Below are 25,457 nucleotides of genomic sequence, written 5' to 3'. Positions count from 1 at the left end.
AGCCTTCTCATAAGAGATCGTCCTTAGAAAGGAGGTGATCCAGCCGCAGGTTCCCCTACGGCTACCTTGTTACGACTTCACCCCAGTCGCTGACCCTACCGTGGTCGCCTGCCTCCTTGCGGTTGGCGCAGCGCCGTCGGGTAAGACCAACTCCCATGGTGTGACGGGCGGTGTGTACAAGGCCCGGGAACGTATTCACCGTGGCGTTCTGATCCACGATTACTAGCGATTCCGCCTTCATGCACTCGAGTTGCAGAGTGCAATCCGAACTGAGACGGCTTTTGAGGATTAGCTCCCCCTCGCGGGTTCGCTGCCCTTTGTCACCGCCATTGTAGCACGTGTGTAGCCCAGCCCGTAAGGGCCATGAGGACTTGACGTCATCCCCACCTTCCTCGCGGCTTATCACCGGCAGTCCCCCTAGAGTGCCCACCTTAAATGCTGGCAACTAGGGGCGAGGGTTGCGCTCGTTGCGGGACTTAACCCAACATCTCACGACACGAGCTGACGACAGCCATGCAGCACCTGTGTTCCCGCCAGCCGAACTGAAGAGGTGTGTCTCCACTCCTCATACGGGACATGTCAAAGGCTGGTAAGGTTCTGCGCGTTGCTTCGAATTAAACCACATGCTCCACCGCTTGTGCGGGCCCCCGTCAATTCCTTTGAGTTTTAATCTTGCGACCGTACTCCCCAGGCGGAATGCTTAAAGCGTTAGCTGCGCCACTGACGAGCAAGCTCGCCAACGGCTGGCATTCATCGTTTACGGCGTGGACTACCAGGGTATCTAATCCTGTTTGCTCCCCACGCTTTCGCGCCTCAGCGTCAGATCCGGACCAGTCAGCCGCCTTCGCCACTGGTGTTCTTGCGAATATCTACGAATTTCACCTCTACACTCGCAGTTCCACTAACCTCTTCCGGTCTCAAGCCTCGCAGTATCGAAGGCAATTCTGTGGTTGAGCCACAGGCTTTCACCCCCGACTTACAAAGCCGCCTACGCGCCCTTTACGCCCAGTGATTCCGAACAACGCTAGCCCCCTTCGTATTACCGCGGCTGCTGGCACGAAGTTAGCCGGGGCTTCTTCTCACGCTACCGTCATTATCGTCGCGTGCGAAAGAGCTTTACAACCCTAAGGCCGTCATCACTCACGCGGCATGGCTGGATCAGGCTTGCGCCCATTGTCCAATATTCCCCACTGCTGCCTCCCGTAGGAGTTTGGGCCGTGTCTCAGTCCCAATGTGGCTGATCATCCTCTCAGACCAGCTACTGATCGTCGCCTTGGTGAGCCATTACCTCACCAACCAGCTAATCAGACGCGGGCCGATCCTTCAGCGATAAATCTTTCCCCCAAAGGGCGTATCCGGTATTAGCCCAAGTTTCCCTGGGTTATTCCAAACTGAAGGGCACGTTCCCACGCGTTACTCACCCGTCTGCCACTGACCCCGAAGGGCCCGTTCGACTTGCATGTGTTAAGCCTGCCGCCAGCGTTCGTTCTGAGCCAGGATCAAACTCTCAAGTTGAAGAATTTGATCTCGACTGTCGTCACTACGCAAATTGACAGAGTCCATCTCACTCCAGGTCGCCCTGAAGCGGTGTACTCACCAATCAAAGCATAGAACGGGTCGATGTCTATTCACCCGAACCAAAAGGTCCGGCGCAAGGACACCGCCGCCTACGCTTCTCTTCCCTCTCAACAATGTCAAAGAACATAGACCCCGGAAGGTCCGAACCCCGAAAGGTCCTGGCGAAGGATCCGTTCGAACCCCGCCGCCGATGGGTCTGATCTAGTCCCCGGCCGCCGCCCTGTCAACCGCCCGACGAAAGTTTTTGCAAGCTTTCGTCGCGATCGTCAGAGCTTTTGCAGGGCCTCTCCCAAGTAAAGGCCAAGCAACAGCGTCCGCAGAAACGTCGCCGTTGCTGCGCCACCGTGCCGGAATGCTCGACAGCACCCCAGCCGTTGCTGGAAAAGATCGTCGCCAGAGGAGCAACGGGCCGGCCCGATCCCTCGAACCGCCGACGCTCGTGACCCGGACCCGGAACGAGACCGGTCCGCACCGCCCGGCAGCACCCCGCCCCGAACCCCGATCAGGGCCCGGACCCGCGGCAGCCGCCATCCTGGTGAAAAGCCCCCCTCAGGGCCACGCTCTCGCAAACAGCCCCCAGAAGGAGGCGCTCCTATAAACCCTCCAACCCGTTTTGCAAACGGGATCTTCAATGTCTCTTGTCGGAAAAAGGATGGAAGGGGAGGGGAGCGCCTTGATCCCTCAGGAATATAAGGAGGGCAGAACGCATTGTGAAGGAAGGAGAGCAAGGTTTCCGTCTGGGGACAAGTCGCGTGCGGCCGAGCTCGTGCTCGCCTCCTAATCCTCTTTTTACCTTTGGCAGGCGTAATCGGGCAGAACCTCCTCTCGGGCTGACTGGTTCGGCCCCAACACCATAACAGACAATGCATTTCAAACGACGGTCTCCCCCATCCGCGGCCCATGGTTATGGCTCTCTCACGCGGGAAGAGGAACAGCACCCTGAATTCGATGGTCCCGGAGAGACAGTCCCATCCGTGGGGCTTCCGCCGGCTCCCGTGACAGGGGGGCGGCAAGCCTCATCTTTCGAACCTCACAGGCAGAACGGGCGTGGATCGATGAACGAATTTGAGCGCGGACAGGAGCCGTCCCGGCCGAGAGCGGCGGAGGATCGGTCGCGTGTCCGGGACAGCCTTGCGGATCGTGCCATGCGGGACAGGGGCCCCAATGGCGCTCCCCGCGGGGAGGTCTGGGAGCAGTCGTTCTCCATGTCGCCCGAGGTCCGCTTCACGCGTACGCCCGAGCGGGTTCTTAAAGAGCGCCGCATGCAGACGCCCGCACAGGCGGCCCCGGAGGCTGCCGGCCGTCAGTCGAAGGAAATCGCATCGGTCCGTGCGGCCGATCCTGCGCCGGCCGTCCAGGAGAGACTGCTCGCGTTGCAGAACAAGGCGGCATCTCAGGAGGTCGGTCACGGGGCTCCTCGTGCTTTCACCCGCGCGCCGTCACAGGCGCCGGATCAGGCCAGGCGGGTTGCTCCCGTGAAGCCGCGCGCAGACATGCCTCAGCGGGCGCCGGTCCCTCCCGCTCCCGCTATGGCCGAGCCACCTCCCGCGCCGAAAGCCGTCGAGCCGAAGGCGCCTCCGGCCAAGAGCGGCTCGGCTCCTCTCGAACTGTCGACCGTCCAACAAACCTACAGCTTCATGTGGCAGCCGGGGACATATCTCCTCGACCCGACGCTGCCTGCTCCCGCGGAACCGATCCCTGCTGCTGAACCCGCGCCGAGGCGACCGGCAGCCGCTGCGCCAGTCCAGGCCGAGCAGGAAAAGAATGTGCCGGTCGTGAAGAAAGCGGCGCCTCCGGCCGCTGCGACGCCTCGTGTGCCGACGCCTCCGCCTGCGCCCCTGCCGCCGCCGGTCGAGTCCGAGGCTCTGCCGTGGGAGGATGACGAGGATGATGTCGGTGTCGACATGCATATGGACCAAGTCGAGGACCTGACGGATGACGACGGTGTCATCGAGGTGCCGACACGACGTCCTGCCGTCGTCACGCCGCCGTTGCGCGTCAACAGCGATCCTGCCGTTCCCGTCGCCGCCAATGACAGCTTCCGCCGAGAAAGCCGCGACAACTACGCTTCGGTGTCGGTCGGAGTCTCTGCGCCCGTGAGGGCTTCGTTCGAGTTCGAGCTGCCGTCTCTGGAGCTTCTGGCGGAGCCGAAGATCTGGGACAGCGCCGAAGTGCCGGTCGAAGTGCTGCAGGAGAATGCGGCGACACTCGAGAACGTGCTGTGGGACTTCAACGTCAAGGGCGAGATCATCAATGTCCGGCCCGGCCCTGTAGTGACGTTGTATGAGCTTGAGCCTGCGCCTGGGACGAAGTCGTCGCGGGTGATCTCGCTGGCGGACGACATCGCGCGCTCGATGAGCGCGGTCTCGGCGCGCGTGGCGGTGGTGCAGGGCCGCAACGCGATCGGCATCGAGCTGCCCAACCACAAGCGCGAGACCGTGTACCTGCGCGAGCTGCTCGCCAGCCAGGATTTCGAGACCTCGAAGCAGAAGCTGGCGCTGTGCCTGGGCAAGACCATCGGCGGCGAGCCGGTGATCGCCGATCTCGCCCGCATGCCCCACCTCTTGGTGGCCGGCACCACCGGCTCGGGCAAGTCGGTGGCGATCAACACCATGATCCTGTCGCTGGTCTACCGGCTCTCGCCGGCCGAGTGCCGCCTGATCATGGTCGACCCGAAGATGCTCGAGCTGTCGGTCTATGACGGCATCCCGCACCTGCTCACCCCGGTGGTCACCGACCCGAAGAAGGCGGTCGTGGCGCTCAAATGGGCGGTGCGCGAGATGGAGGACCGCTACCGCAAGATGTCCAAGCTCGGCGTGCGCAACATCGACGGCTTCAACGCCCGCGTGGTCGAGGCCAAGGCCCGGGGCGAGACCATCACCCGCACGGTGCAGACCGGCTTCGACCGCGAGACCGGCGAGGCGATCTACGAGGACGAGGTGATGGATCTCGATCCCTTGCCCTACATCGTGGTGATCGTCGACGAGATGGCCGACCTGATGATGGTGGCCGGCAAGGAGATCGAGGGCGCGATCCAGCGCCTAGCCCAGATGGCGCGCGCCGCCGGCATCCACGTGATCCTGGCCACCCAGCGCCCGTCGGTGGACGTGATCACCGGCACGATCAAGGCGAACTTCCCGACAAGGATCTCGTTCCAGGTGACCTCGAAGATCGACAGCCGCACGATCTTAGGGGAAATGGGCGCCGAGCAGCTCCTGGGCCAGGGCGACATGCTGTACATGGCCGGCGGCGGGCGGATCACGCGCGTGCACGGGCCGTTCTGCTCGGACGAGGAGGGCGAGAAGGTGGTGGCGCACCTCAAGCGCCAGGGCCGGCCGCAATATCTCGAGGCGGTCACGGCCGAGGAGGACGAGGGCGGGGCCGCGGGCGCCGACACGCCGGTGTTCGACCAGGGCGAGTTCGGGGCGCCGGGCGGCGACCTGTACGACCAGGCGGTGGCGGTGGTGCTGCGCGACAAGAAGGCCTCGACCAGCTACATCCAGCGCCGGCTCCAGATCGGCTACAACCGCGCCGCCTCGCTCATGGAGCGCATGGAGAACGAGGGCATCGTCGGACCCGCCAACCACGCCGGGAAACGCGAAATCCTGATCAATCATCTCGACATGGACGATTGATCCCGCGTCAGAACCCAATAACGGAAAAGGCGGCCCTCGCAGGCCGCCTTTATTGTATTCGGGAGAGCCGTCGAATTACTCGATCACCTGAACGACCGTCCGCGTCTGCGGATCCACCAGGACGGTCTGGTCGTTCACGATCGTATAGCTGTAGGGATTCCGAAGACCGACGCTTTGCGGGACAGGATAGAGCCGCACGCGGGGCGGGAGAGGCTGGCCGATCGCCACTTCCTCGGCCACGCGCATCGTGGGCCGGCGCTGGGCGACCACATAAGTGCGGACCCTGCTCGACTCCTCAGCCGTAAGAGCGCCACCGACAGCGGCACCGGCGACGCCGCCGACCACGGCGCCGACGGGCCCGCCGATGACGGCGCCCGTCAGGGCTCCGCCCGCGGCGCCCGTAGCCGCGCCGGCTTCAGTGTTGCTTTGGCAGGCAGCCAGGGGAAGAGCCAGGAGAGTCAGGATAGCAGCCGAGATAGGGAAGTAGTTGCGCATGACGGATTCCTTTCCGATTGGCATCATGCGAACGCGGGAAAGCTTGGCCGGTTCCCTTCGTGCAAGTCGAGCCGCCTGGAACCTGAAACATGTGTGCAAGCCAGCCGCATGTCCTTGCCGTTCCGATCCTCAAATGCATGTGTCATGGCAGAGGGAAGCATGGGTCGGGAGGACAGGATGGTGGAGCGTTCCAAAGTTGCGGTCGTGACGGGGGCGGGAACGGGAGTCGGCAAGGCGATCACCGCCGGGCTCCTGAAAGCCGGATACAGCGTCGTCATGGCCGGGCGGCGGCTGGATGCCCTACAGGCGGCCGAGCGGGAGATCGGGGCGGAGGGCGGCTCGACGCTTCTCGTGCCGACCGACGTGACGGATCCAACTTCCGTCGCGGCCCTGTTCGCCGCGATAAAACAATCTTTCGGAAGGCTCGACCTTCTCGTCAACAATGCGGGAACGGGCTCGCCTGCGGTTCCTTTCGAGGACATCCCCTTCGAACAATGGCAGAAGGTGGTCGCCACCAATCTGACGGGAACGTTCCTGTGCACGCAGGAGGCGTTCAGGATCATGAAAGATCAGAATCCGAGGGGCGGGCGGATCATCAATAACGGCTCCGTTTCCGCCTATGCGCCGCGTCCGCTGTCGGCCCCCTATACGGCGACGAAGCATGCCGCGCTGGGGCTGACGAAATCGACCTCCCTCGACGGGCGCGCCTATGACATCGCCTGCGGGCAGATCGACATCGGCAATGCCGCCACCGATATGACCGAGAGAATGACGGAGGGCGTCCTGCAGCCCAACGGGACCCTGTCTCCCGAACCCAGGATCGATCCCAAGCACGTGGCGGATGCGGTGGTCTACATGGCCGGCCTGCCGCTCGATGCGAATGTGCTCACCATGACCGTCATGGCGACCAAGATGCCGTTCGTCGGACGAGGGTGAGACACATTGCCGTGACAGGGGCATCGCTCCCTGGGAAGTAAGCTGGACTGCCCCATCTCACTGGAATGGCCGGTCCCGGATCAGCCGCGATGGTCGGCTCCCATTCAGCTTGTTCCGAACAGGATGCGAGCCTCGGCAGATCATGCCGGTTGTCTTCCCATGGAGTGTAGGTTTCCGATGACGGCGGCGGAATGAGCGCGATTCTCATCAAGATCTTTGCAACGGCCTTGACCCTGAGCCAGGTTCTCGTCGATCCGACGACGGTCAGGACGAGCTTCGATCCCGCGCGAGACCAGGAGCAGGTCTCGCAGATCCTGAAGAACGGCTGCACCCATATGCGGCGCGCCTTCGATATCGAAGATATCAATCTCGACGATCTCATCGCGACGGCCATGGACGATCCGCAGGCCATCACGGGCGAGTTGAAGGTGCTGCAGGGATTGAGTTTCAACGATCTGCAGGCGAGCTACCGCCAGTTCTGCAAGGACGAGAAGGTCGAGCCGCCGCCGGTCGACCTGAGCGAGGTGATCTCGTACTACAACGCGGCCGTCGCCGGGCTTCCCGATGCCGGAAAGCTGAAGGGGCTGAAGCTTCCGGGCGTCAGCGTGATCCTGGACGGGAGCGGCAAGCGCTTCGCCGAAGTGTACGAACCCGATCACCGGCGCATCTGGGTTCCCTTGTCGGATATTCCAATGAGCGTGCAGCAGGCCTTCGTCTCGGCGGAGGACAAGCGCTTCTACCAGCATAAGGGCGTGGACGAGCGCGGGGTGATCCGCGCCTTCATGGGCAATATGACGAATCCCGGACGGCCTGCGGGCGGCTCCACGATCACGCAGCAGGTGGCGAAGAATCTCCTCGTCGGCGACGATGTCACCTATGAGCGCAAGATGCGGGAAATGATCGTCGCTTCGAGGATCGAGCGCGTTCTCAGCAAGGCGGAAATCCTCGAGATCTATCTCAACTCCATCTATCTCGGCCGCTCCTCCTGGGGGATCGAGATGGCGGCCCAGAGCTATTTCGGGAAGAGCGCCAAGGCTTTGTCAGTTTCTGAAGGAGCGCTTCTCGCGGGGCTGGCGAAGGGCCCGAACTACTACAATCCGGACACCAAGCCGGACCGGGCCCAGGAGCGCATGGCCTATGTCCTGAGCCGCATGGAGGACGATGGGTTCCTGAAACACGATCAGGTGCAGCAGGCCGTCGCGTCTCTGCCGCCACGGGTGCCGTTCGAACGCATCAGGCGCAATACGGGCTTCTACTTCGTCGATCATGTGAGCCGGGATGCCCGGACCCTTGCCGATGTCGAGAACCTGAATGCGGGGGGCTACACGGTGCGAACCACCATCAATCCCGTTCTTCAGGAGGCTGTCGAGGCCGCCTTGCAGGAAGGTCTTGCCCGCTACGAGTTGAGTGTCGGGCGGCAGCGCTATCAGGGTTCCGAGGCCAATCTCGCGCAGGCCGCCAAGGCGCTCGACGGCACGAAGGATGGTTCTCCCGCCTGGAAAAGGGCCCTGGAGGCCGTGCGACTGCCTCTCTACGACGTGCACTGGCCGGCGGCTGTCGTCGTCGAGAAGGGAAAGGACCGGAAGACCGGCGCGAATGCCCTGCGGGTCGGCCTCGCGGATGGTCGCGTGCTGCCGTTGAACGCCTGGGAGGCGGCACGGCGGGACCTGAAGCTCTATGACGTGGTGCGCGTTCAGGTGATCGAGCAGAAGGGCAAGGGCACGGTTCGCGCCGATCTGCGAACGCCGCCCACCGTGCAGGGCGGCGCGGTCGTCCTGGAGAACAAGACCGGCCGCATCCTCGCCATGACGGGCGGGTTCTCCTATCCGTTAAGCCAGCTCAACCGTGCTACGCAGGCGCAGCGGCAGCCCGGCTCCGCCTTCAAGCCGCTGACCTATCTCGCGGCCCTGTCGAAAGGCCTGCAGCCCAACACGCTGATCTGGGATGCGCCGGTGACGCTGCCGCCCGTGGGCGGAGTGAGCCCGGGTGCCGGCGACTCTTGGAGCCCGAAGAACTTCGACGGCGGCCGTTCGGGCATCATGACCCTGCGGCGGGCGCTTGAGAACTCGAAAAATCTGGTGACGGCGCGCCTGCTCGACGGCGGCATCGAAGCCTCGCCGGAACAGAGCCTGAAACGGGTCTGCGAGCTCGCGCTCGAAGCGCAGCTCTATCTGGAATGCACGCCGTATTATCCGTTCGTCCTGGGGGCTCAGCCGGTGCGGATCCTCGATCTGGCCGCCTTCTACGCGGCGGTGGCCAATGAGGGCGCGATGCCGGTGCCCCACGCCATCGAGAGCGTGGAGCAGGACGGACGCACCGTCTATAGCCGCAAACCCAACACGCTGGTCCGGCTCGGTTCCGCCGACGCGGTGGCTTTCTACCAGTTGAAGACCATGCTGCAGGGCGTGCTGGAACGTGGCACCGCCCGCCAGTTGAAGGCGCTTGCGCCTTATGCCGGAGGCAAGACGGGAACGTCCGACAACGAGAACGATGCCTGGTTCGTCGGGTTCACCAACGATGTCACCATCGCCGTCTGGGTGGGGCATGACAATGCCGACGGCAAGCGCCGCACGCTCGGCCGCGGACAGACCGGCGGCAAGGTGGCGGCTCCGATCTTTCAATCCATTCTCCAGGCGGCCTGGGAGAACCATGTGCCGAAGGCTCCGCTCAGCCCGCCTTCACCTCAGACGGCCAAGCAGATGATCGCCCTTCCGATCGATCTCAACACCGGTGACAGGCTGACGGACGAGCAGAGCAAGGGCTTCACGGAGCATTTCCGTCTCAGCTGGTTCGGACGCCTGAACGAGACGCAGTACCGTCTCGTGCCGCAATCGGAAGTTTATGCCTTCCGGAACCCCGATCCGTGGAGCGACGGCGAGGAGAGGGGCGGGCCGGATTACTACGAAGACGGTCCCTACGCGCAGGGGCCGGGCTGGCTGGAGAGCCTGCGCCAGTCAGCTCCGCCGGCGCGCCGTCAGGCCGAGCCCGAGCGTGGCTTCCGCTGGTGGTGGGAGGACGATGCACCCCGACGTCCCCGAAGGGTGGACCCGGATTATTTCTGGCGCAACGGACAGGTTTACTGATGATATCGACAAAGCCTTTGGGACGGACATTGGCCGTCCTGGCCATCCTTGTTGCCTCGGCGGGCGCGCTGGAAGCGCAGGACTTCAGGATTGACGAGGTCGCGTCCGTGACGGCCGTGGCGCCGGCCAGGCTGAAGCCCGGGACCATCCTCTTCAGCGATCACCGGGACGACAAGCTGGCCGATGCCGGATCGGGGTTGATCCGGTTCGAGGATTGGGCCCGCGAGAGGCCCCTGCAGAAGCAGCTTCTGAGCCCCTATCCGGATTATGTGGAACCCACCATCAAGGTTTCGGTTCACGGGATTCCGAAAGCCTATACCGAGAAACTCCACATGTATGTGGTGGAGGCGCGCTTCCTGATTGGAAAGGCGCCCAACGCCATCGATCTCAAGCGTTACACCCAGGTCGAGGTTCTCGAAAAGATCGATCCCGCCATCAAGCACCGCCGCATCACGGCGGATCAGGCCGCCCCGCAGATAGACCCGGAGAGCGCCTATCAGCGCCATCCGAATCGTCGCTGGTGCGAGCCGGAGGGGAGCCTGTGCATCGAGTCGCGCTATCCGCTGGAAGGCAAGTTGCCGGTCGGCATCCGGCTTGCGAACAAGTTGGAAGAGGGCGGCAAGAAAATCTCGGAGTTTATGGATTTCCAGACTGAGATCCGCACGCTTTCTCCTGAGGAGATCGGGCGGGCCGGCTACGCCAAGCTCACGGGTCTGGATGCTCCCGTGACCGGCGTACTCGAACAGACGATCTTCCATGTGAACCAGGTCATGCAGTTCGGGAAACTGGTGGCCGTCCTTCAACCCTATCCGGATGACGCGGGCAAGACGGTGGCGACCGTCTTCATGACCCTCGCGGTCGAGACGGATGTCCTGGAACGCAAGAGGGAGTTCGAGAGTGTTCCTGTGCTCAGGAACCTTATCCCGGCCCAGGTGCTGATGGGCAAAAGTTCATTCAATTCCGGCAGTTCCATCAGTGCCGGGCTTCCCGAATACGTCCGCAACCGCATCCGTGCCATCGCGGCGCAATTCGAACGGTAGTTTCAATGCAGCGCACACGAAAAAGCCCCGTTCCAAAATAGGCCGAACGGGGCTGCAGAGTCTGCGGAGGCGACAAGGGGTTGCGGGGAATGGTGCCTCCGTGATGAATTAAGCGTTCAGCTTGAACAATGTTCCTTGCGAAAAGTCATTCTTGAACCTTGGCAGGCATCAATTTTCCTTGATTGCGCCATGTTCGAAGCCCTCATTCCTCTCTCGCTTATCGATAGGCGTGGTGGAACGCCGCACAGGGGTAACAATCCCGCTCTGAAGGTGTTGGAGCCGGCAGTCAGCGTTTCTTCCTCCCAAACTTGCCTTCCCTGGCTCAGCCAGGGAAGGCCTTTTCGTGAGAGCGTCGAGAACCTGCTCGAGCGGCGCTCCTCGCATGCTCTTCCGTTCGGCGGCCTGCACTGTTATCTCCCTAACCCGTTGTTGAAATTCTCAGGTCTTTCCGCAGGCTGGGCGGAGCGGCCGATGCTGAAGAGGTGCCTTTCCCATGGCCAAGGCCATTCATTCGATGATCCGGGTGCTCGACGAGCAGCGCTCCCTCGCTTTCTATGAGAAGGCGTTCGGCCTCCAGGTGGTGGAGCGGCTGGCCTTCGAGGGCTTCACGCTCGTCTATCTCGGCAATCGAGACAGCGAGTTCGAGCTGGAGCTGACGATCAACCATGATCGGACCGAGCCCTATGTGCTCGGCGACGGCTATGGGCATCTGGCCTTCTCGGTGGACGATCTCGAGGCGGAGCAGGCCCGTTTCGACTCGCTGGGCCTGAGCCCCACGCCACTCAAGGAGCTGAAGCTCGAAGGCAAGCCTCCCGCGCGGTTCTTCTTCGTACAGGACCCTGACGGGTACAAGATCGAAGTGCTTCAGCGCGGCGGACGCTACAAGTAGACTTGGACCCGTCGAGCCCCCGCCAACCCATCCTGCCCGAGAGACTCTCCTTGGCTATCCGTCCGATCGTCCGCTTTCCCGATCCTCGCCTGCGCCGGAAGGCGGAGCCTGTCGGTTCCATCGACGAGGATGTACGGACGCTCGCCCGGGATCTGGTGGAAACCATGCATGCGGCCCCCGGCATCGGCATCACGGCGCCGCACATCGGTATCCTCGGGCGGCTCGTGGTCATCCAGTTGGAATCCGATACCGAACCTCACATCTATGTCGATCCGGAAATCGTCTGGTCTTCCTCCGATATAATCCGTCATCTGGAAGGAAGCGTTTCGATGCCGGGCGTCACAGACGAGCTGGAGCGTCACGCCCGGGTGCGGGTGCGCTACAGGGGGCTCGACGGCGCGGACCATGAGGAGGAGGCGGAGGGCCTGATGGCCGTCTGCCTTCAGCACGAAATCGATCAGCTCGACGGCATATTCTGGATCGACCGCCTGTCGAAGCTGAAGCGGGACCGCCTGATCAAGCGGTTCGAAAAGCTCCATCGCATCAGAGCCTGATGGTGGAGGGGCTCTGATGTTGGAGTTTGTAAGCCGTGTTCGAAATCTACCGTATTGAAACCCTGGCCTCGGAAGAGGCGGGCGGAGGCGTCATCCGCCGGATCATGGTGCGCACCGACTCGCTCGAGAAGGCAAAGGAGCGGGCCTTGAAGGTTTTCTCGCTTGCCCGCCGTCCGCAATCCCGCGACCCTGAGGTCGAGGCCGTGCGCGTCCTGAACGGTGCCGGCCATGAGGTGTTCTCGATCAGCACCAGGGATTAAGCCTCAACGCCTGGGGATAAGCCAAACACCATTTGACAGCGCGCGTATTCACCGGTACTTGCGCGCCTCCATCGCAAGAAACGCTCAATCGAGCAGCGGGCGATGCGAGGAAATGCGCGGGCGTAGCTCAGTCGGTTAGAGTGCCGGCCTGTCACGCCGGAGGTCGCGGGTTCGAGCCCCGTCGCCCGCGCCACTCTCCTCATGCCGCAATGGCGGCGCCGGATCCCAAAAAATTCAGAATGGCTCCAAGACGCATGTCGTGCGGGTTCGAAAGAACAAAGGAGCCGCGAGGGGCTCCTTTGAACTCTTGATCATCGAGACTCGGCTCAACCCGTCAGGCGATCTTGCCGCCGCCCTTCTTCGTGACGACGAGAAGGGACGGGCGAGGGGGCATGCCGTCCTTGAAGTCCGGCCAGCGCGTGATGGGATTGTCGAAGCTGGCGGGAGCGCCTTCCTCCGCCTCGCCGGGGTGCTGTACGGCGAGGAACAGAGTCTCGTCGTCGGGCGTGAAGAACGGGCCGCACATTTCGGCTCCGACCGGAACCCGGAAGAAGTGCTTGGACGTGCCGCGCATCTCACCTTCCGTTTCCAGGGCCCACAGGCCATCCGCGCGGCCGGTCGCCTTGGCGTTGTTGCCGTCGGTGGAGATCCAGAGGCGTCCCTGGTTGTCGATGGCGCAGTTGTCGGGCATGCCGAACCAGCCGTTCTTGGTCGTCTCCGACGAGAAGGTCGCGCCGACCGATGCCACGGACGGGTCGCCGCATTTCACGAGCACTTCCCAGGTGAAGGCCGTCGAGGCGTGGTCACCGCCCTCCGGCATCATCTCGACGATGTGACCGAAAGCGTTGTTCGCCCGCGGATTGGCGGCATCCACCTGGTCTTCCTTGCGGCGCGTGTTGTTCGTCAGCATGACGTAAACACGGTTGGTCTGCGGATTGGCTTCGATGTCCTCGGGGCGGTCCATCTTGGTGGCGCCGAGGAGATCCGCCGCGCGGCGGGTTTCGATCAGCACGTCCGCCTGGCTCTTGAAACCGTTGGTCTCGGTGAGGGGGCCCTGGCCGTGCACGAGCGGCAGCCATGTGCCCTTGCCGTCCGGGTTGTACTTGGCCACGTAGAGCGTGCCCTCGTCGAGCAGCCCGAAATTGGCGGCGCGGTTCTGCTTGTCGACCTTGCCCGCGGTGACAAACTTGTAGACGTAGTCGAACCGCTCGTCGTCGCCGAGATAGATCACGTAGCGGCCATCGCTGTTGGTGATGCCGGCGGCGCCTTCATGCTTGGTGCGGCCGAGCGCGGTGCGCTTCTTCGGCACGAAGGTGGGATCGAACGGGTCGATCTCGACCACCCAGCCGAAGCGGTTGGCCTCGTTCGGCTCCTTGGCGAGATCGAAGCGGTCGTGGAACTTGCCCCAGGCATAGGCCGGAGTGCCGATGCCGTAGCGCTTGTAGTTCTTGGCCTCGGGATGGTTATCGCCGAGGGCTCCCCAGAAGTAGCCGTTGAAATTCTCCTCGCAGCTGAGCCAGGTGCCCCAGGGCGTCACGCCGCCGGCGCAGTTGTTGACCATGCCGTTCACCCTGCGGCCCGTCGCGTCAGCCGTGGTCTTCATGCGGTCGTGGCCGGCGGCCGGGCCGGTGATGTCCATGGGCGTCTCGGCTGTGATGCGGCGGGTGTACTTGGAATCCTTCACCACCTGCCATTCGCCGTTCACACGACGGATCTCGACCACGGCGCCGCCATGGGCGGCCATTTCGATGTCGACCAGGTCCTTGGTCATCTTCGCGAAAGCAACGTCCTTGGCATCCTGGACGCCGACGCCGGGGAACATCAGTTCCTCGTTGGTGTACTCATGGTTCGCTACGAGGAGGCCGTGGTCGCTGGAGCCGTCGATCGGGATGTAGCCGACGAAATCGGTGTTGTAGCCGAACTGGCGGGCCTGTTTCTCGGCCATCTGGTTCTGCGGATCGAACTCGGGCGTGTCCGGGAAGAGCGGATCGCCCCAGCGCAGAAGCACCTTCGCGTCGTATCCCTCGGCCACATGGTGGGTCTGGTCGACACCGGCTTCGATTTCCTTGAAGTCGAAGGACGCGGCGGCGCCCTTCTTGGCCGGCTGCTCGTTGGCCGCCAGGGCTCGGGTGCCGACGGTCGCGGAGATCGCGGCAACGGCCAGGGATCCGCGCAGAAGGTCGCGGCGGTTGAAACGCGTGGCGATGATCTCGCCCATCGTGAGGTTGCGCGTCGGGTTCACCCCGACATCGCCTGAATCTTCCAGATCGCTTGCGCGAAGGCGGGCCTTGTGCTCGTCCATATCGGCTTCTCCGTCTCCTTGGGACGGAGTCGAGTTAGAACGGTTCCATGTAAGCTTGGTGACAGTCCGGCCGGGGCAGGAGTTCGGGACGGGACATTCCGGGGAGGATCGTATATGGTCAGGCGATGAGCAACGATGTTTCCGCACTTCGCGAGCAATTGTCGGATCAATGGCAGAAGGTCGCCATCGATCTGATCCGGAAGGGTATTCCGGCCGATCTCGTCTTCGAATCCCTCCTCACGGTCGGGCTGGCCGGTCAGGTCGAGCTTCACGGCAAGCACATGATGGCCGGTAAGCTCGTGGCCATCGCCGAGCAACTGTCCGAACAGGTCAGGCAGGAGAAGGCCGCCCTGCAGGAGGCCTCCGGCGCGACGAAGAACTAGCCGTCCTTAAACGCGCGGTTAGACCTACGGCTCAAGCATCGGCAAAATTACGCGTCGGACCGTGTCCGGGTGCAACATCTGGAGTTATTGTCGCGTTAGCTCGGCGAAGCTCCACGAAGCGGCTCTGCCTGCTTCCCCGCCCACCAGACGAAATGGGGTCGTGCCCTCATGCAGCCGGCGCTAGACAGCAACACCCTGGACCGCTTGATCGCCCTCGGACGTCAGCAAGGCCATCTCACGAACCGGGATCTCGAGGACAATCTGCCAATCGCATCCATGAGCGCAGAGGACATTGCCCTCATCGTCGTTCAAATCGAGGAAACCGGCGTCCCGGTCGAACTGGAAGACAGCCTCGTTTCCCCGAATGCGAAGCCAAGTCCCGCTCCCGTGAGAAGCGCCGTCATCATTCCTTTTCCGGATCGCGCAGCTGCCGCCCGGATGAAGCAGCGCAAGGTCCCTCTTCAGAAGGCGCCTTCATCGGCCGCCGCGACGGCGACATCTACAGTTCAGAGAAGCCGTGCCGCCCATTGGGCCGTCGCAGTAGCGGGCGTCCTTGTGCTGGCGCTGCTGGTCGGCCTCGTCAGGATGCTGGGCGTCTGACGGGAGCCGCGACATTCAGAGTTCGGCCCGCGCCTCGTCCATCAGGGGAAGAGGTTTGACGGCAGGGCCGCTGAAGTGCGTGACGCTCAGCTCATCCTTCAATGCGGACGTGAAGCCGATATCGAGAAACGCCGTCTTCGGTTCAAAGAGAGACTTTGCCGCGGCCGTCGCGTCATACCCGAGAATAGGCTTCAACTCTGGTGCGGTCCTCGGAGCGGGAGCCGGGACAAGCGCCGCCAGTGCATCCGATGCCAGATCAGGCATGCCGGCTGACGCGAGCTGGATATCCGCCGGGCGCCTCGGCGGAAGAGGAATGGCCGCTATCATGACTTCCTTGACGCTTTCGGGATCGGCCGAGGCCACCATCGTCGATTGGCTTTGGATCGGGGTTTCAGCTTGCGGCGGCGCAGCATTCTTGCGGCCAAAAAGACTGGCGAACACGCCACCGATGGACGGGCCGGCGCCGGCCGAAGCCTGGGTGGCGAGGGCGGCGTTGCGGGGCAGGATTTCGGCTTTTGCCAGTTCATATCCGGGAAGCGGCTTGCCGTTCGAGGGAAGGTGAAGGGTCTTCCCGTCCGGGAATAACTGCGCCAGTTGCTGCTGCGTCATGCGAGGCCAGGCCCGCACGTTGCCGGTGTCCACATGGACGAAGGCGGAGGACGAATAATAACCCACGCCGCCATATTGCATCTTCATGGCGACGGCGCGCAGCCGTGCCGTATCCACATCGGGAAGGCGAATGTCCATGGCCTTGCCGAGCATGTGCTGGCTGTGCTCGGCGACACCGCTCGATCGACGGCGCAGGGCGCCGTTGGTTTCGGGCGACCGGTAAGCGGAAATGATGTTGATGGGCTGCGACGAGCCGGATTCCCGATAAACCTCCCAGATGATGTCGAACAGGCGCGGGTCCATCTGCGCCGGCTTCTCGACACGCCAGTCGCGCAGGAACCAGTTGAGCTGCTGCAGGGCGCCCGAGTCGTATTGCCCGTCGCGCCGGAAGGTGACGGTCAAGCTTTCACGAGTATGGGTATGATAGAAACTGAGAGTACGGGTGTCTCCGAATGCGGCGGCATCCTGGGTCCGGGCAGTCGCCATCAGGAGAACAGAAGCCGCACTTAAAAACCCGAACGCCAGATACGAAACACTTTTCCTGCCGGGCAGGTATCTGCGTCCGGATGCAGAGGTCGACCTGCATCTGCCATCCGATCGTCCGGATCGGGCGAAAATTCGCGCCATGGTTGTTTGTTCCCGCGTCCCTTGAGCGACGTGTGGCCGTTAACCATGGCAAAAATAGGCGCAAACCGTACCTTTTCGCTTAATAGACCTGCGCGGTGGCCTGATTGCGCTTTGGCCGGTTCGACGGTGAGGACAGGACGACCACCTTCGTTCCGGTCGGCGTGTGGTTGTAGAGGTCGATCACATCCTGGTTGATCATGCGGATGCAGCCGGATGAAACATTGGTGCCGATGGTCCAGGGCTCGAAAGTGCCATGGATGCGATAGAGCGTGTCCTTGTTACCCTGCCAGAGATAGAGCGCGCGGGCCCCGAGAGGGTTGCCGGGACCGCCAGGCATGCCGGGGCCGCCGGGCAATTCTCCCATCTGCTCCATGAGTTCGGGCTGCCGCCCGAACATCTCCTTCGGCGGATACCAGTCCGGCCATTCCTGCTTGTTCCGGATGGTAGCGGTTCCGGACCAGCTGAAGCCCGAACGGCCGACGCCGACCCCATAGCGCACGGCCATGCCGTCGCGCATGACGAGGTAGAGATAGCGCGACCGGGGATCGATCACGATGGTCCCGGGTGCTTCGGCGGTTTCGTATTCGACCACGCGCCGCAGGAAGGCTGGATTGATCCTGGACAATTGAATGCCCGGGATCGGGAAGAGGTCGTCGTCGATGGGGCCGTACATACGCTGATAGGCGGATGCTTCCCGCATCGACTGGGCGAGGGCGCCGTTGGTCTGCAGAGCGGCGCCGGCGGCAGCGGCTCCGAGCATGAAGGTTCGGCGGCTGAGGTCCATGTTGCTCTCCCGGCATTCCTATCTCGACAATAAGAAGACGCAGGACCCTCCGTGTCGGTTTCATGGTAGCTGCTATGCTTCGAAGACAACGGAAAGCCTGGCCGTTGCCTTGGGAATGAGTTCAGGGCAGGGGCCGCTTATGATGATGTTGGACAATCTTTCCTGGTCGTGGTTCGTCGGCGTCGGGCTGCTCGGCATCCTGTTCGTCCTGGTCCTCTTCTGGACCCGCAAGCCACGCTACCGGCGCCACTCGATCATGACGGACAACGAGAGGGAGTTTTACCAGCGCCTTCTTGCGGCATGCCCCGATTGCCAGATCTGGCCCCAGGTTCCGATCCTGGCCCTCGTTCGGCCCGACGCCAAGGAGGGTAGTCGCGCCTTCTGGATGGCTTTCAAGAAGATCTCGAACACGCGTGTCGACTGGGTCGTCGTCCAGGACCTTGAGGTGATCGCCATTGTCGAACTCGATGACCGCTCCCACGATGCCCGTAAGGATGCGCAGCGCGACAAGGTTCTGAAGTCGTGCGGCTATCGCGTGATCCGGTTCAGCTCGGGCCGCAGGCCGGATCCTCGGCAGCTTCACGACGCCATCTTTCAACCCCAATAAGGAACTAGAGGCTGTTATGGACCTTGGCTGAGGTCATCGCCGTTCTGGCAGGATGACCTCTGCTCGCAAACCTTACCCCTCCGATGTCTCCGATGAGGAATGGGCGCTGGTGGCGCCCTACCTGACGCTCCTGCCCGAAGAGGCGGGCCAGCGGGAGCACTCCCTGCGCGAGGTGTTCAACGGGCTGCGCTACATCATCAAAACGGGAGCGCCCTGGCGCTGGATGCCCAACGACCTGCCGCCCTGGGCCGCCGTCTACCAGCAGGCGCAGCGCTGGCTGAACGCCGGCTGCTTCGAGGAGCTGGCGCACGACCTTCGCGCCGTGCTGCGCCTAGCCGCCGGACGCAATGAGGAGCCCTCGGCCGCGGTGCTCGACAGCCGCACGCTGCGCTCCACGCCGGAGAGTGGCGCCCGCGCCGGCTATGATGGGGCCAAGCGCAAGAAGGGCTCCAAGCTGCACCTGGCGGTGGACACCCTCGGGCATCTCCTGGCCGCTCACGTCACACCCGCCACCGCGGATGATCGGGCTGAGGTGGGACAACTGGCTCAGGCCGTGCAGGTCGCCACCGGTGAGAGCGTCGATCTGGCCTATGTCGATCAGGGCTATACCGGCGAGAGGGCCGCGGCTGCCGCCCGCGAGCATGGGATCGAACTGGAGGTGGTCAAACTACCTGAGGCCAAGCGCGGCTTCGTGCTGTTGCCGCGGAGATGGGTGGTCGAACGGACCTTCGGTTGGACCACACGCTTTCGGCGTCTGGTGCGCGACTACGAGCGCTTACCTGAAACTCTCGCAGACCTGCATGTCATTGCTCTGGTCTGTATTATGCTACGACAGGCCGCAAACTACATCGCGGTCCATAACAGCCTCTAGGCATTCGTCACCGCCCGTCCCTCGGCGCGAAAGCTCTCGAACAGCTCGTCCCGCAGGGCATCCGGCTCAGACAGGTAGCGGGCCGAGTGGTGGAAGGGCGTGACATGCTTGACACCGGCCTCCCGGGCGATGGACCCGGCCTCATGCGCCGTCAGGTGGAGGGAGGCGACGGCAAGGGCACGGTCGCACTCTAGAAAGACGGCTTCAATGAACAGCTGGTCGGCCTGGTGGGCGAGTTGAAGGATTTTCGCGCGGTTTTCCGCATGGGGCGCGGCATCCGTCACGTAGGCGACCACCTGCCCTGGAGCGACGCGCAAGGCCCGGCCTTTCAGATCGCCGAGGCTGATGTGCTGTCCTCCTGGAACTGCAATGAGATGATCGCCGGGCAGTCCAAGGCGAACCGCGCGCTTGGCCTCGTTGAGCCATGGGCCCGGCGGCAGATTGAGGTCGTCCAGCACGCCCCGCCATACATTCACCTGGAGAACTTCCCTCAGGGCGAAGGCGAGGGAAGGAATGCCGTGAGCCAGGGCCACTGCATCGATCCTGAACTCATCCTCCATCCAGGCGACGCCGTGCGGAAATGCGGGCGGCGCGATCTCGCGTCGGGCAAAGGCTTCGCGCGCATGAAACTCCGCTGCCCTCATCAGGCCGGTGCCGTCGTAGTCCATGGCTCTCAGGCAGAAATCGACCGAGTTCTCATCGAGAAGATTCCAGGTGAAGCCCCGGATCCGGTGCTCGATCTGCGCGGCAAAGCCCGGTGGGCCGATGAGGGTCAAGGGGAGAGGGCGATGAAGGCACAGCCTGAAGAGCCGGTCGAAACCGGCCATATGGTCTACATGAGTGTGCGAGACGAAGACGTGGCTCACCCGCAGCAATTCGCGGGAGGAAAGCGCGCTCACGTCGCCCAGATCGAAGAGAATGGCCCGGCGGCCGTACCGGAAATCGAGGTAGAGGCCTGGATCGCTGAAGGGGTCGTTCACGAGACGGGGTTGAACAAGCCAACTCATCCCGTGCCAACGGTTCCGCTCCCCGCCGGTTCCTATGCGGAGAGGGCGGACCCGTTCCACGGATCCGCCCTGATTTTCAACCTACCGGTCGAGCCGGCTCAGGATCAAGCCGCTCAGGGCTATTCCTCCACCTCATCGGGATCGGTCACGTCGACCAGGAACATGATGTAGGGGCCTTCCTCCTCATCATCCTCCTCGTCATCGTCGAAATCAGCGCTCTCGAACTCGTTCTTTTCTTCTTCCGTCGCGGCCCGGACGTTCAGGGTCGCAAACCCGTCCCACAGGGGAGCGCCATCGCTCTCCAGAACCTTGAGATCGTCCTTGAAATCCTCGCTCATGAGGAGTTCGCGGGCTTCGTCCTCATCGGCATTGGTGATGGCAACAGGTTTGTCGCTGATAGTGAGCGTGAACATGATTCTTCCTTTCCATTCGCCCGCAAGGGATACTCGTAAACGCTCGACCCTGCACGTTCGTGGCAGAGGTTCTGCACATGAAGCGATATGAAAAAGGCCGGACGTTGGCCCGGCCATGAACACGGCGATCTTCGCCTACTCGACGCCCTTCTTCTTCAGCCAGCCCCGCATCTCGGCGATTTCACGCTCCTGCTCCCGGATCACGTCGGTGGCCCATTTGCGAACCTGCTCGTCCTTGCCGTGCTGAAGCACCACCTTCGCCATATCGATGGCGCCCTGGTGATGGGGGATCATGCCGCGCACGAAGTCGACGTCCGGATCGCCGCTGAAGGCGATATCCATGTTCCGATGCATCGTCTCGTTGGCCTGACGGTAGCCCTGCGTTGCAGGCGTATCCGCCTTCTGGGTAGTCTGGGCCGGAGTGGAGTGACCTGAATGCCCGCCATGCATGTTCTGGGCATGGGCGAGAGCGGGAAGGGCGGACAAGGCAAGGGTCAGGGCAAGGAATTGGATCTTCATCATTGTTTCTCTTGAAATTGATAGGAGCTGCGGGGCAAGAGGCTTTTGGCCTCAAGCTTCGTGCAGCGACAGGAGACGAGCCGGGAAACCAGCCGTGTCCAAAGCGGACAGCAGGAGCGCCTCTTCTAGGCTTGAGGCAACCGTAACGACATGATTTTCCAGGTCTCCCTCAACCTGAGCTTGCGGATCGATCCTTTGAACCGCCTGCCTGACGCTTCTCAGGCAACCGCCGCAACTCATGTCCGGGACGTGAAAACGATACATGGTCAGGATCCTTTCTTTCAGGGTCCTGAGAGGTCTAGACCTTGCCATGATGGGAAGGTCAAGCAAGGTTATTCAGGCTATGTCGCCGTCGACATAAAGGATGTGATTGCAGGCGCTTATCTTCTTCGAGTAGCTCTGTTATCGCGATAACGATACAATACGGTTCAGGAGTGGCCGAATGTGGCCGGTACGACAGGTATGAAAGTTGTAACCCACAGCGGCACGTTTCATGCCGACGATGTCTTTGCCTTCTCCATCCTGCGGGATGCACTGGGGCCTTTCGAGTTTGCGCGAACCCGCGATTCCGCCATTATCGAGACGGCCGATCTGGTCTTCGATGTCGGCGGCACTTACGATGTCGCGCGCGGGCGCTACGACCATCATATGCGGGATCTTCCTCGGCGGCCCGACGGTACGCCCTATAGCTCGGTCGGCCTGATCTGGCGCGATTTCGGACGCAACGCTCTGCCCAACTTCATTCAAGGCATCGATGAGGACCTTCTGGACGCGGTCTGGCAGGACATCGATACCGGCCTCATCCTCGCCATCGACCAGGCCGACAACGGCGTGGCGTCGATCAACCAGGGGCACCTGTCGCTCCTGATCGAGGCCTTCAATCCCACCTGGGCGAGCGACCAATCCTATGACGACGCTTTCGTCGAGGCGGCCGATTTCGCCCGGGGCATCCTGGTTCGGGCATGCAGGCATGCCCACGCGGAGGCTCAGGCCCAATCCCTCGTCCTGACAGCCGCCAGGAAGGCGCCTGACTCCAGGATCATCGTTCTCGACCGAAAATTGCCTTGGGAAAAGGCAGTTTTCGAGGGTGGTCTGCGCGACCTGCTGTTCATCATCTACCCGAACGAGGATGCCACGGCCTGGTATTGCCGCACGATTCCGCCGGAGCCCAACTCCTTCGGTCAGAGGCTGTCTCTGCCGGAAGCGTGGCGCGGCCTGCAGGAGGACGAGTTTTCCCAAGTGGCCGGGATCGACGACGGCGTCTTCTGTCACCCGAGCGGGTTCATCTGTGGCGCGCGCTCGCAGGAATCCGCAATCCGGCTGGCCGAGAAGGCGATTGCCGCAGGTCGATAGTCGTCCGGGCCTCATCCGTCGGGGTTGAGCCATGAAGCAGGTGCCGATCGTTTCTCATCCCGCCTACGAGGCCGTCATGCCCGACGGCCATCGTTTCCCCATGCGCAAATATGGACGTCTTGCCGAAGTCGTCATGGAAAAGGGGCTGGTGCCCGGTGGTTTCGCCAGGCCGGAGGAGGCCACGGCCGACCTGATCGCGCTGGCGCACGACCGCGCCTATGTCGATCAGGTCGTCGCCTGCTCGGTTCCTCGCGAGATCGAGCGGCGGATCGGCCTGCCCATCAGCGAGAGCGTGGTCCGCCGTGCGCGGGCATCCGCCGGCGGGACCTTGCTTGCGGCCCGGTTGGCGCTTCGGCACGGCCTTGCGGGCAGCACGGCGGGCGGCAGCCATCACGGGCAGCGGGAGACCGGGGCCGGCTTCTGCGTGTTCAACGATGTCGCCATCGCGGCCAAGGCGCTCCACGCCGAGGGCGCGATCCGGCATGCGCTCGTCGTCGATCTCGACGTGCACCAGGGCGACGGCACGGCCGATTGCCTGCGCGATGAGCCGGATCTGTTCACCTTCTCCATGCATGCGGAGAAGAACTATCCCGTCCGCAAGATCCCGAGCGATCTCGATGTCGGGCTGCCCGATGCCATGGAGGACGACGCCTATCTCGATGCCCTCCATGCTCACCTGCCGCGCCTCCTCGATGCCATCGAGCCGGATCTCGTCTTCTTCAACGCGGGCGTCGACCCACACCGCGACGATAAGCTCGGTCGTCTTGCGCTCTCAGATGAAGGCCTGCGGCGGCGCGACGATTACGTGATCGAACAGGCCCGCAGCCGCCAGATCCCCCTCGTGGCCGTTATCGGCGGGGGCTATTCCGCCGACATCGAAGCCCTTGCCCGGCGACATGCCATCGTGTTCGAAGCGATGGCTGCTTGGTGCGAAAGAGAGTAGGGCCGCTCAGCGCGCCAGCGACGCGGCAAGCTGCGCGGCCAGGGCGGCGTTGTTCTTCACAAGCGCGATATTGGTCGCGAGGCTTCGCCCGCCCGTCTTCTCGAAGAGATGCGACAGCAGGAAGGGCGTCACGGCCTTTCCGACGACGCCGCGGGCCTTCGCCTCGGCCACGGCCGCGTCGATGAAGCCTTTCATCTCCTCGGCGGGGATCTCGTCCTCGGCCGGAACCGGATTGGCGATCAGAACTCCGCCGTCTAGGCCCAGGGCCTCCTTGGTGCGGATCAGGTCGGCCATCGCGTCCGGGCCGTCGAGCCGCAAGGGCACGGACAGCGCGCTCGTCCGGCTCCAGAAGGCCGGGAAGCGATCCGTCCGGTAGCCGACCACGGGCACACCGCGGGTTTCGAGATATTCGAGGGTGCGCGGCAGGTCGAGGATGGCTTTCGCTCCGGCGCAGATCACCGCCACGGGCGTGCGGGCGAGCTCGTCGAGATCGGCCGAGATGTCCATGGTGTCCTCGACGCCCTGGTGCACGCCGCCAATGCCGCCGGTGGCGAAGACGCGGATGCCCGCCAGACGGGCGCAGATCATGGTGGCGGCCACGGTCGTCGCTCCGTGCCGTCCCGAGGCGACCGCATAGGGCAGGTCGGCGCGGCTCAGCTTCATCACGTCCCTGGCCGTGCCCAGCCAGTCGAGCTCCGCGTCCGAGAGGCCGATCTTGATCCGCCCCTCGATGATGGCGATCGTCGCCGGAACGGCGCCGTTCGTGCGCACCACTTCCTCGACGTCGCGGGCGGTCGCGACGTTCTGCGGATGGGGCATGCCATGGGTGATGATGGTGGATTCGAGGGCCACCACCGCTCCGCCCGTGGCAAGTGTAGCCTGCACCTCGGGAGCGATGTCTAGAAACCGGCCGGCAATGTCGTGCTTCATGAGGGCTCCCGTTCGAAAGTCGGCCCTGATCTAGCCGTCAAGGCGGAATCCAGCAAGGCAAGGGACAAGTCAGGGCGAACGCTGACCGGGCTCTCGACGGTCAGGGCCGCCGCGACGGTGCCGAGCCGGGCTGCGTCGGCCAGGGACGCGTCCCTGAGCAAGGAAACGAGCGTCGCGGCGATCAGGGCATCGCCCGCGCCGGTCGCGTCGACGATCTCGGCCTGGACAGCGTCGATCGTCACGATCCCGGACGGATCCGCCGCGACAAGTCCTCTGCCTCCGAGGGTCAGGATCACCTGTTCAGCGCCACGGGCGAGCAGGGCTTGCGCTGCCGCCTCCGGCGAGATCTCTGGGCGGTCGAGATAGACCCGGGCTTCGTCGAGATTGAGGAAGAACACGCCGATGCCGCTCAGATCCTGCGGCAGGCGGGCTATCTTCGGCGTCGAGACGGCGTCCAGTGCGAGCATCAGGGCATGCTGCCGGGCAAGCCCGATGAGGTCATGCAGGGTTTCCTGCGGCAGGTTGCAATCGGCGAAGATCCAGGCCGATCCGAAATCCGGCTGTACCTTGTGCAGCAGGGCAGGGCTGATCCCGTCCAGGATCGCCATGTCGGCAAGCCCGATGGCGAGTTCCCCGTCGGGCTGAAGCACGGCCACATACTCGGCCGTCGCATGCGTGTCGGATATGGCGACCGTACGGGTATCGACGCCGAGGCGTTTCAGGTGCTCGAGCAGCGCGCGTCCATTGTCGTCCGCGCCGACGATGGAGACCAGGGACACCTGGGTTCCAAGCCGGGCGATGTTCTCCGCCACGTTGCGGGCGACGCCGCCGAACGAGCGTTCCGACACGACGGGATTGGACGTCCCCGGCCGGATCGTCGCCATACCGCGATACTTGCGGTCGACGGCCGCGCCGCCGATGCAGATGATCCTGCTTGCTCCCGGCTCCATGTCCTCGATCCACCCTTCGACCATCCTGCACAGACGGTATGACGAAAGGTTGGCCTTGCCGCAATGGCCGGGGAAATCTTCTGCGTCAC

At 63.3% G+C, this 25,457-nt stretch carries 23 protein-coding genes, 1 tRNA gene and 1 rRNA gene; 14 read left to right on the top strand and 11 right to left on the bottom strand.

All coding sequences use genetic code 11. From position 1 onward, the window contains the following. Nucleotides 1–27: 27 nt before the first annotated feature. Nucleotides 28–1,515 (bottom strand): 16S ribosomal RNA (locus H0S73_RS16250). A 1,118-nt stretch (nt 1,516–2,633) separates the two neighbouring features. Between H0S73_RS16250 and H0S73_RS16245 the strand changes: the two genes are divergently transcribed. Then, on the top strand, nt 2,634–5,213 hold the full coding sequence (locus H0S73_RS16245; RefSeq protein ID WP_181053125.1) for a DNA translocase FtsK: 2,580 nt from the start codon (nt 2,634–2,636) through the stop codon (nt 5,211–5,213). 75 nt (nt 5,214–5,288) lie between these two features. Here H0S73_RS16245 and H0S73_RS16240 read toward each other — a convergent pair whose 3' ends face one another. Further along, nucleotides 5,289–5,708: a DUF1236 domain-containing protein gene (locus H0S73_RS16240; protein WP_181053124.1), complete on the bottom strand. Its 420-nt coding sequence runs from the start codon at nt 5,706–5,708 to the stop codon at nt 5,289–5,291. A 177-nt stretch (nt 5,709–5,885) separates the two neighbouring features. On the opposite strand from H0S73_RS16240, the gene H0S73_RS16235 reads away from it, so the two are divergent. The 7 genes from H0S73_RS16235 to H0S73_RS16205 all read left to right on the top strand — a co-directional run bounded on the left by H0S73_RS16235 (nt 5,886) and on the right by H0S73_RS16205 (nt 12,663). After that, a complete protein-coding gene (locus H0S73_RS16235) occupies nt 5,886–6,644 on the top strand; it encodes an SDR family oxidoreductase (RefSeq protein WP_181053123.1) in 759 nt (252 codons plus the stop codon). 191 nt (nt 6,645–6,835) lie between these two features. After that, entirely contained in the window at nt 6,836–9,727 is a 2,892-nt protein-coding gene (locus H0S73_RS16230) for a penicillin-binding protein 1A (protein WP_181053122.1), read from the top strand. After that, the gene (locus H0S73_RS16225; RefSeq protein ID WP_181053121.1) at nt 9,727–10,767 is read left to right on the top strand and encodes a hypothetical protein; all 1,041 of its coding nucleotides are present in this window, start codon (nt 9,727–9,729) and stop codon (nt 10,765–10,767) included. Before H0S73_RS16230 ends, H0S73_RS16225 begins: the two co-directional genes overlap by 1 nt. Before the next feature lie 493 nt (nt 10,768–11,260). Then, a complete protein-coding gene (locus H0S73_RS16220; RefSeq protein WP_181053120.1) occupies nt 11,261–11,656 on the top strand; it encodes a VOC family protein in 396 nt (131 codons plus the stop codon). 50 nt (nt 11,657–11,706) lie between these two features. Then, a complete protein-coding gene (locus tag H0S73_RS16215; protein ID WP_181053119.1) occupies nt 11,707–12,210 on the top strand; it encodes a peptide deformylase in 504 nt (167 codons plus the stop codon). 35 nt (nt 12,211–12,245) lie between these two features. Next, a complete protein-coding gene (locus tag H0S73_RS16210) occupies nt 12,246–12,470 on the top strand; it encodes a hypothetical protein (RefSeq protein WP_181053118.1) in 225 nt (74 codons plus the stop codon). A 116-nt stretch (nt 12,471–12,586) separates the two neighbouring features. Continuing rightward, a tRNA-Asp gene (locus tag H0S73_RS16205) sits at nt 12,587–12,663 on the top strand. 141 nt (nt 12,664–12,804) lie between these two features. Here the strand turns inward: H0S73_RS16205 and H0S73_RS16200 are convergent. After that, nucleotides 12,805–14,772: a PhoX family protein gene (locus tag H0S73_RS16200; protein ID WP_181053117.1), complete on the bottom strand. Its 1,968-nt coding sequence runs from the start codon at nt 14,770–14,772 to the stop codon at nt 12,805–12,807. A gap of 125 nt (nt 14,773–14,897) precedes the next feature. Here H0S73_RS16200 and H0S73_RS16195 point away from each other — a divergent pair, with 125 nt between their 5' ends. Both H0S73_RS16195 and H0S73_RS16190 read left to right on the top strand, forming a co-directional pair. Then, complete coding sequence (locus H0S73_RS16195; RefSeq protein WP_181053116.1) at nt 14,898–15,155, top strand: hypothetical protein; 258 nt, start codon at nt 14,898–14,900, stop codon at nt 15,153–15,155. Nucleotides 15,156–15,323: 168 nt separating this feature from the next. Continuing rightward, nucleotides 15,324–15,755, top strand: coding sequence for an RNA polymerase sigma factor region1.1 domain-containing protein (locus H0S73_RS16190; RefSeq protein WP_181053115.1), 432 nt, complete (start codon nt 15,324–15,326; stop codon nt 15,753–15,755). Nucleotides 15,756–15,770: 15 nt separating this feature from the next. On the opposite strand, the gene H0S73_RS26265 is transcribed toward H0S73_RS16190, so the two are convergent. Both H0S73_RS26265 and H0S73_RS16180 read right to left on the bottom strand, forming a co-directional pair. Beyond that, nucleotides 15,771–16,850: a peptidoglycan L,D-endopeptidase MepK gene (locus H0S73_RS26265; RefSeq protein WP_425488196.1), complete on the bottom strand. Its 1,080-nt coding sequence runs from the start codon at nt 16,848–16,850 to the stop codon at nt 15,771–15,773. A gap of 220 nt (nt 16,851–17,070) precedes the next feature. Continuing rightward, a complete protein-coding gene (locus H0S73_RS16180) occupies nt 17,071–17,775 on the bottom strand; it encodes a L,D-transpeptidase (RefSeq protein WP_181053113.1) in 705 nt (234 codons plus the stop codon). 139 nt (nt 17,776–17,914) lie between these two features. On the opposite strand from H0S73_RS16180, the gene H0S73_RS16175 reads away from it, so the two are divergent. Further along, entirely contained in the window at nt 17,915–18,382 is a 468-nt protein-coding gene (locus H0S73_RS16175) for a DUF2726 domain-containing protein (protein WP_181053112.1), read from the top strand. A gap of 52 nt (nt 18,383–18,434) precedes the next feature. Continuing rightward, nucleotides 18,435–19,253: an IS5 family transposase gene (locus H0S73_RS16170; RefSeq protein ID WP_181053111.1), complete on the top strand. Its 819-nt coding sequence runs from the start codon at nt 18,435–18,437 to the stop codon at nt 19,251–19,253. Here H0S73_RS16170 and H0S73_RS16165 read toward each other — a convergent pair. The 4 genes from H0S73_RS16165 to H0S73_RS16150 form a co-directional block, all read right to left on the bottom strand. Next, nucleotides 19,250–20,260 (bottom strand): ribonuclease Z, encoded by a 1,011-nt coding sequence (locus H0S73_RS16165; protein WP_181053110.1) that lies wholly within the window; start codon nt 20,258–20,260, stop codon nt 19,250–19,252. The two genes, H0S73_RS16170 and H0S73_RS16165, sit on opposite strands and share 4 nt — an antisense overlap. Nucleotides 20,261–20,379: 119 nt before the next feature. After that, a complete protein-coding gene (locus H0S73_RS16160; RefSeq protein ID WP_181053109.1) occupies nt 20,380–20,673 on the bottom strand; it encodes a hypothetical protein in 294 nt (97 codons plus the stop codon). Between the two features lie 135 nt (nt 20,674–20,808). Further along, nucleotides 20,809–21,195: a CopM family metallochaperone gene (gene copM / locus H0S73_RS16155; protein WP_181053108.1), complete on the bottom strand. Its 387-nt coding sequence runs from the start codon at nt 21,193–21,195 to the stop codon at nt 20,809–20,811. Nucleotides 21,196–21,243: 48 nt separating this feature from the next. Then, nucleotides 21,244–21,456 carry a heavy-metal-associated domain-containing protein gene (locus H0S73_RS16150; protein ID WP_181053107.1) on the bottom strand — a complete coding sequence of 71 codons (213 nt, stop codon included), beginning with the start codon at nt 21,454–21,456 and terminating at the stop codon, nt 21,244–21,246. Between the two features lie 198 nt (nt 21,457–21,654). On the opposite strand from H0S73_RS16150, the gene H0S73_RS16145 reads away from it, so the two are divergent. Then, the gene (locus H0S73_RS16145) at nt 21,655–22,545 is read left to right on the top strand and encodes an MYG1 family protein (protein ID WP_181053106.1); all 891 of its coding nucleotides are present in this window, start codon (nt 21,655–21,657) and stop codon (nt 22,543–22,545) included. A 31-nt stretch (nt 22,546–22,576) separates the two neighbouring features. After that, nucleotides 22,577–23,488 (top strand): histone deacetylase family protein, encoded by a 912-nt coding sequence (locus tag H0S73_RS16140; RefSeq protein ID WP_181053105.1) that lies wholly within the window; start codon nt 22,577–22,579, stop codon nt 23,486–23,488. 6 nt (nt 23,489–23,494) lie between these two features. On the opposite strand, the gene H0S73_RS16135 is transcribed toward H0S73_RS16140, so the two are convergent. Together H0S73_RS16135 and H0S73_RS16130 are read right to left on the bottom strand one after the other, a co-directional pair. Further along, nucleotides 23,495–24,418 (bottom strand): pseudouridine-5'-phosphate glycosidase, encoded by a 924-nt coding sequence (locus H0S73_RS16135; RefSeq protein ID WP_181053104.1) that lies wholly within the window; start codon nt 24,416–24,418, stop codon nt 23,495–23,497. Then, complete coding sequence (locus H0S73_RS16130) at nt 24,415–25,368, bottom strand: carbohydrate kinase family protein (protein WP_181053103.1); 954 nt, start codon at nt 25,366–25,368, stop codon at nt 24,415–24,417. Before H0S73_RS16130 ends, H0S73_RS16135 begins: the two co-directional genes overlap by 4 nt. Nucleotides 25,369–25,457: the final 89 nt, after the last annotated feature.

It is taken from the genome of Microvirga mediterraneensis, from assembly GCF_013520865.1.
GTDB classification, from domain to species: Bacteria; Pseudomonadota; Alphaproteobacteria; order Rhizobiales; family Beijerinckiaceae; genus Microvirga; species Microvirga mediterraneensis.
This window is presented reverse-complemented; position numbering and strand designations above follow the sequence as displayed.

Coding starts and splice junctions, on each gene's coding strand:
- H0S73_RS16245 (WP_181053125.1), top strand. CDS start 2,634: ATGAACGAATTTGAGCGCGGACAGGAGCCGTCCCGGCCGAGAGCGGCG.
- H0S73_RS16240 (WP_181053124.1), bottom strand. CDS start 5,708: ATGCGCAACTACTTCCCTATCTCGGCTGCTATCCTGACTCTCCTGGCT.
- H0S73_RS16235 (WP_181053123.1), top strand. CDS start 5,886: ATGGTGGAGCGTTCCAAAGTTGCGGTCGTGACGGGGGCGGGAACGGGA.
- H0S73_RS16230 (WP_181053122.1), top strand. CDS start 6,836: ATGAGCGCGATTCTCATCAAGATCTTTGCAACGGCCTTGACCCTGAGC.
- H0S73_RS16225 (WP_181053121.1), top strand. CDS start 9,727: ATGATATCGACAAAGCCTTTGGGACGGACATTGGCCGTCCTGGCCATC.
- H0S73_RS16220 (WP_181053120.1), top strand. CDS start 11,261: ATGGCCAAGGCCATTCATTCGATGATCCGGGTGCTCGACGAGCAGCGC.
- H0S73_RS16200 (WP_181053117.1), bottom strand. CDS start 14,772: ATGGACGAGCACAAGGCCCGCCTTCGCGCAAGCGATCTGGAAGATTCA.
- H0S73_RS16195 (WP_181053116.1), top strand. CDS start 14,898: ATGAGCAACGATGTTTCCGCACTTCGCGAGCAATTGTCGGATCAATGG.
- H0S73_RS16190 (WP_181053115.1), top strand. CDS start 15,324: ATGCAGCCGGCGCTAGACAGCAACACCCTGGACCGCTTGATCGCCCTC.
- H0S73_RS26265 (WP_425488196.1), bottom strand. CDS start 16,850: ATGGCGACTGCCCGGACCCAGGATGCCGCCGCATTCGGAGACACCCGT.
- H0S73_RS16180 (WP_181053113.1), bottom strand. CDS start 17,775: ATGGACCTCAGCCGCCGAACCTTCATGCTCGGAGCCGCTGCCGCCGGC.
- H0S73_RS16175 (WP_181053112.1), top strand. CDS start 17,915: ATGATGATGTTGGACAATCTTTCCTGGTCGTGGTTCGTCGGCGTCGGG.
- H0S73_RS16170 (WP_181053111.1), top strand. CDS start 18,435: ATGACCTCTGCTCGCAAACCTTACCCCTCCGATGTCTCCGATGAGGAA.
- H0S73_RS16165 (WP_181053110.1), bottom strand. CDS start 20,260: ATGAGTTGGCTTGTTCAACCCCGTCTCGTGAACGACCCCTTCAGCGAT.
- H0S73_RS16160 (WP_181053109.1), bottom strand. CDS start 20,673: ATGTTCACGCTCACTATCAGCGACAAACCTGTTGCCATCACCAATGCC.
- copM (WP_181053108.1), bottom strand. CDS start 21,195: ATGATGAAGATCCAATTCCTTGCCCTGACCCTTGCCTTGTCCGCCCTT.
- H0S73_RS16150 (WP_181053107.1), bottom strand. CDS start 21,456: ATGTATCGTTTTCACGTCCCGGACATGAGTTGCGGCGGTTGCCTGAGA.
- H0S73_RS16145 (WP_181053106.1), top strand. CDS start 21,655: ATGAAAGTTGTAACCCACAGCGGCACGTTTCATGCCGACGATGTCTTT.
- H0S73_RS16140 (WP_181053105.1), top strand. CDS start 22,577: ATGAAGCAGGTGCCGATCGTTTCTCATCCCGCCTACGAGGCCGTCATG.
- H0S73_RS16135 (WP_181053104.1), bottom strand. CDS start 24,418: ATGAAGCACGACATTGCCGGCCGGTTTCTAGACATCGCTCCCGAGGTG.
- H0S73_RS16130 (WP_181053103.1), bottom strand. CDS start 25,368: ATGGAGCCGGGAGCAAGCAGGATCATCTGCATCGGCGGCGCGGCCGTC.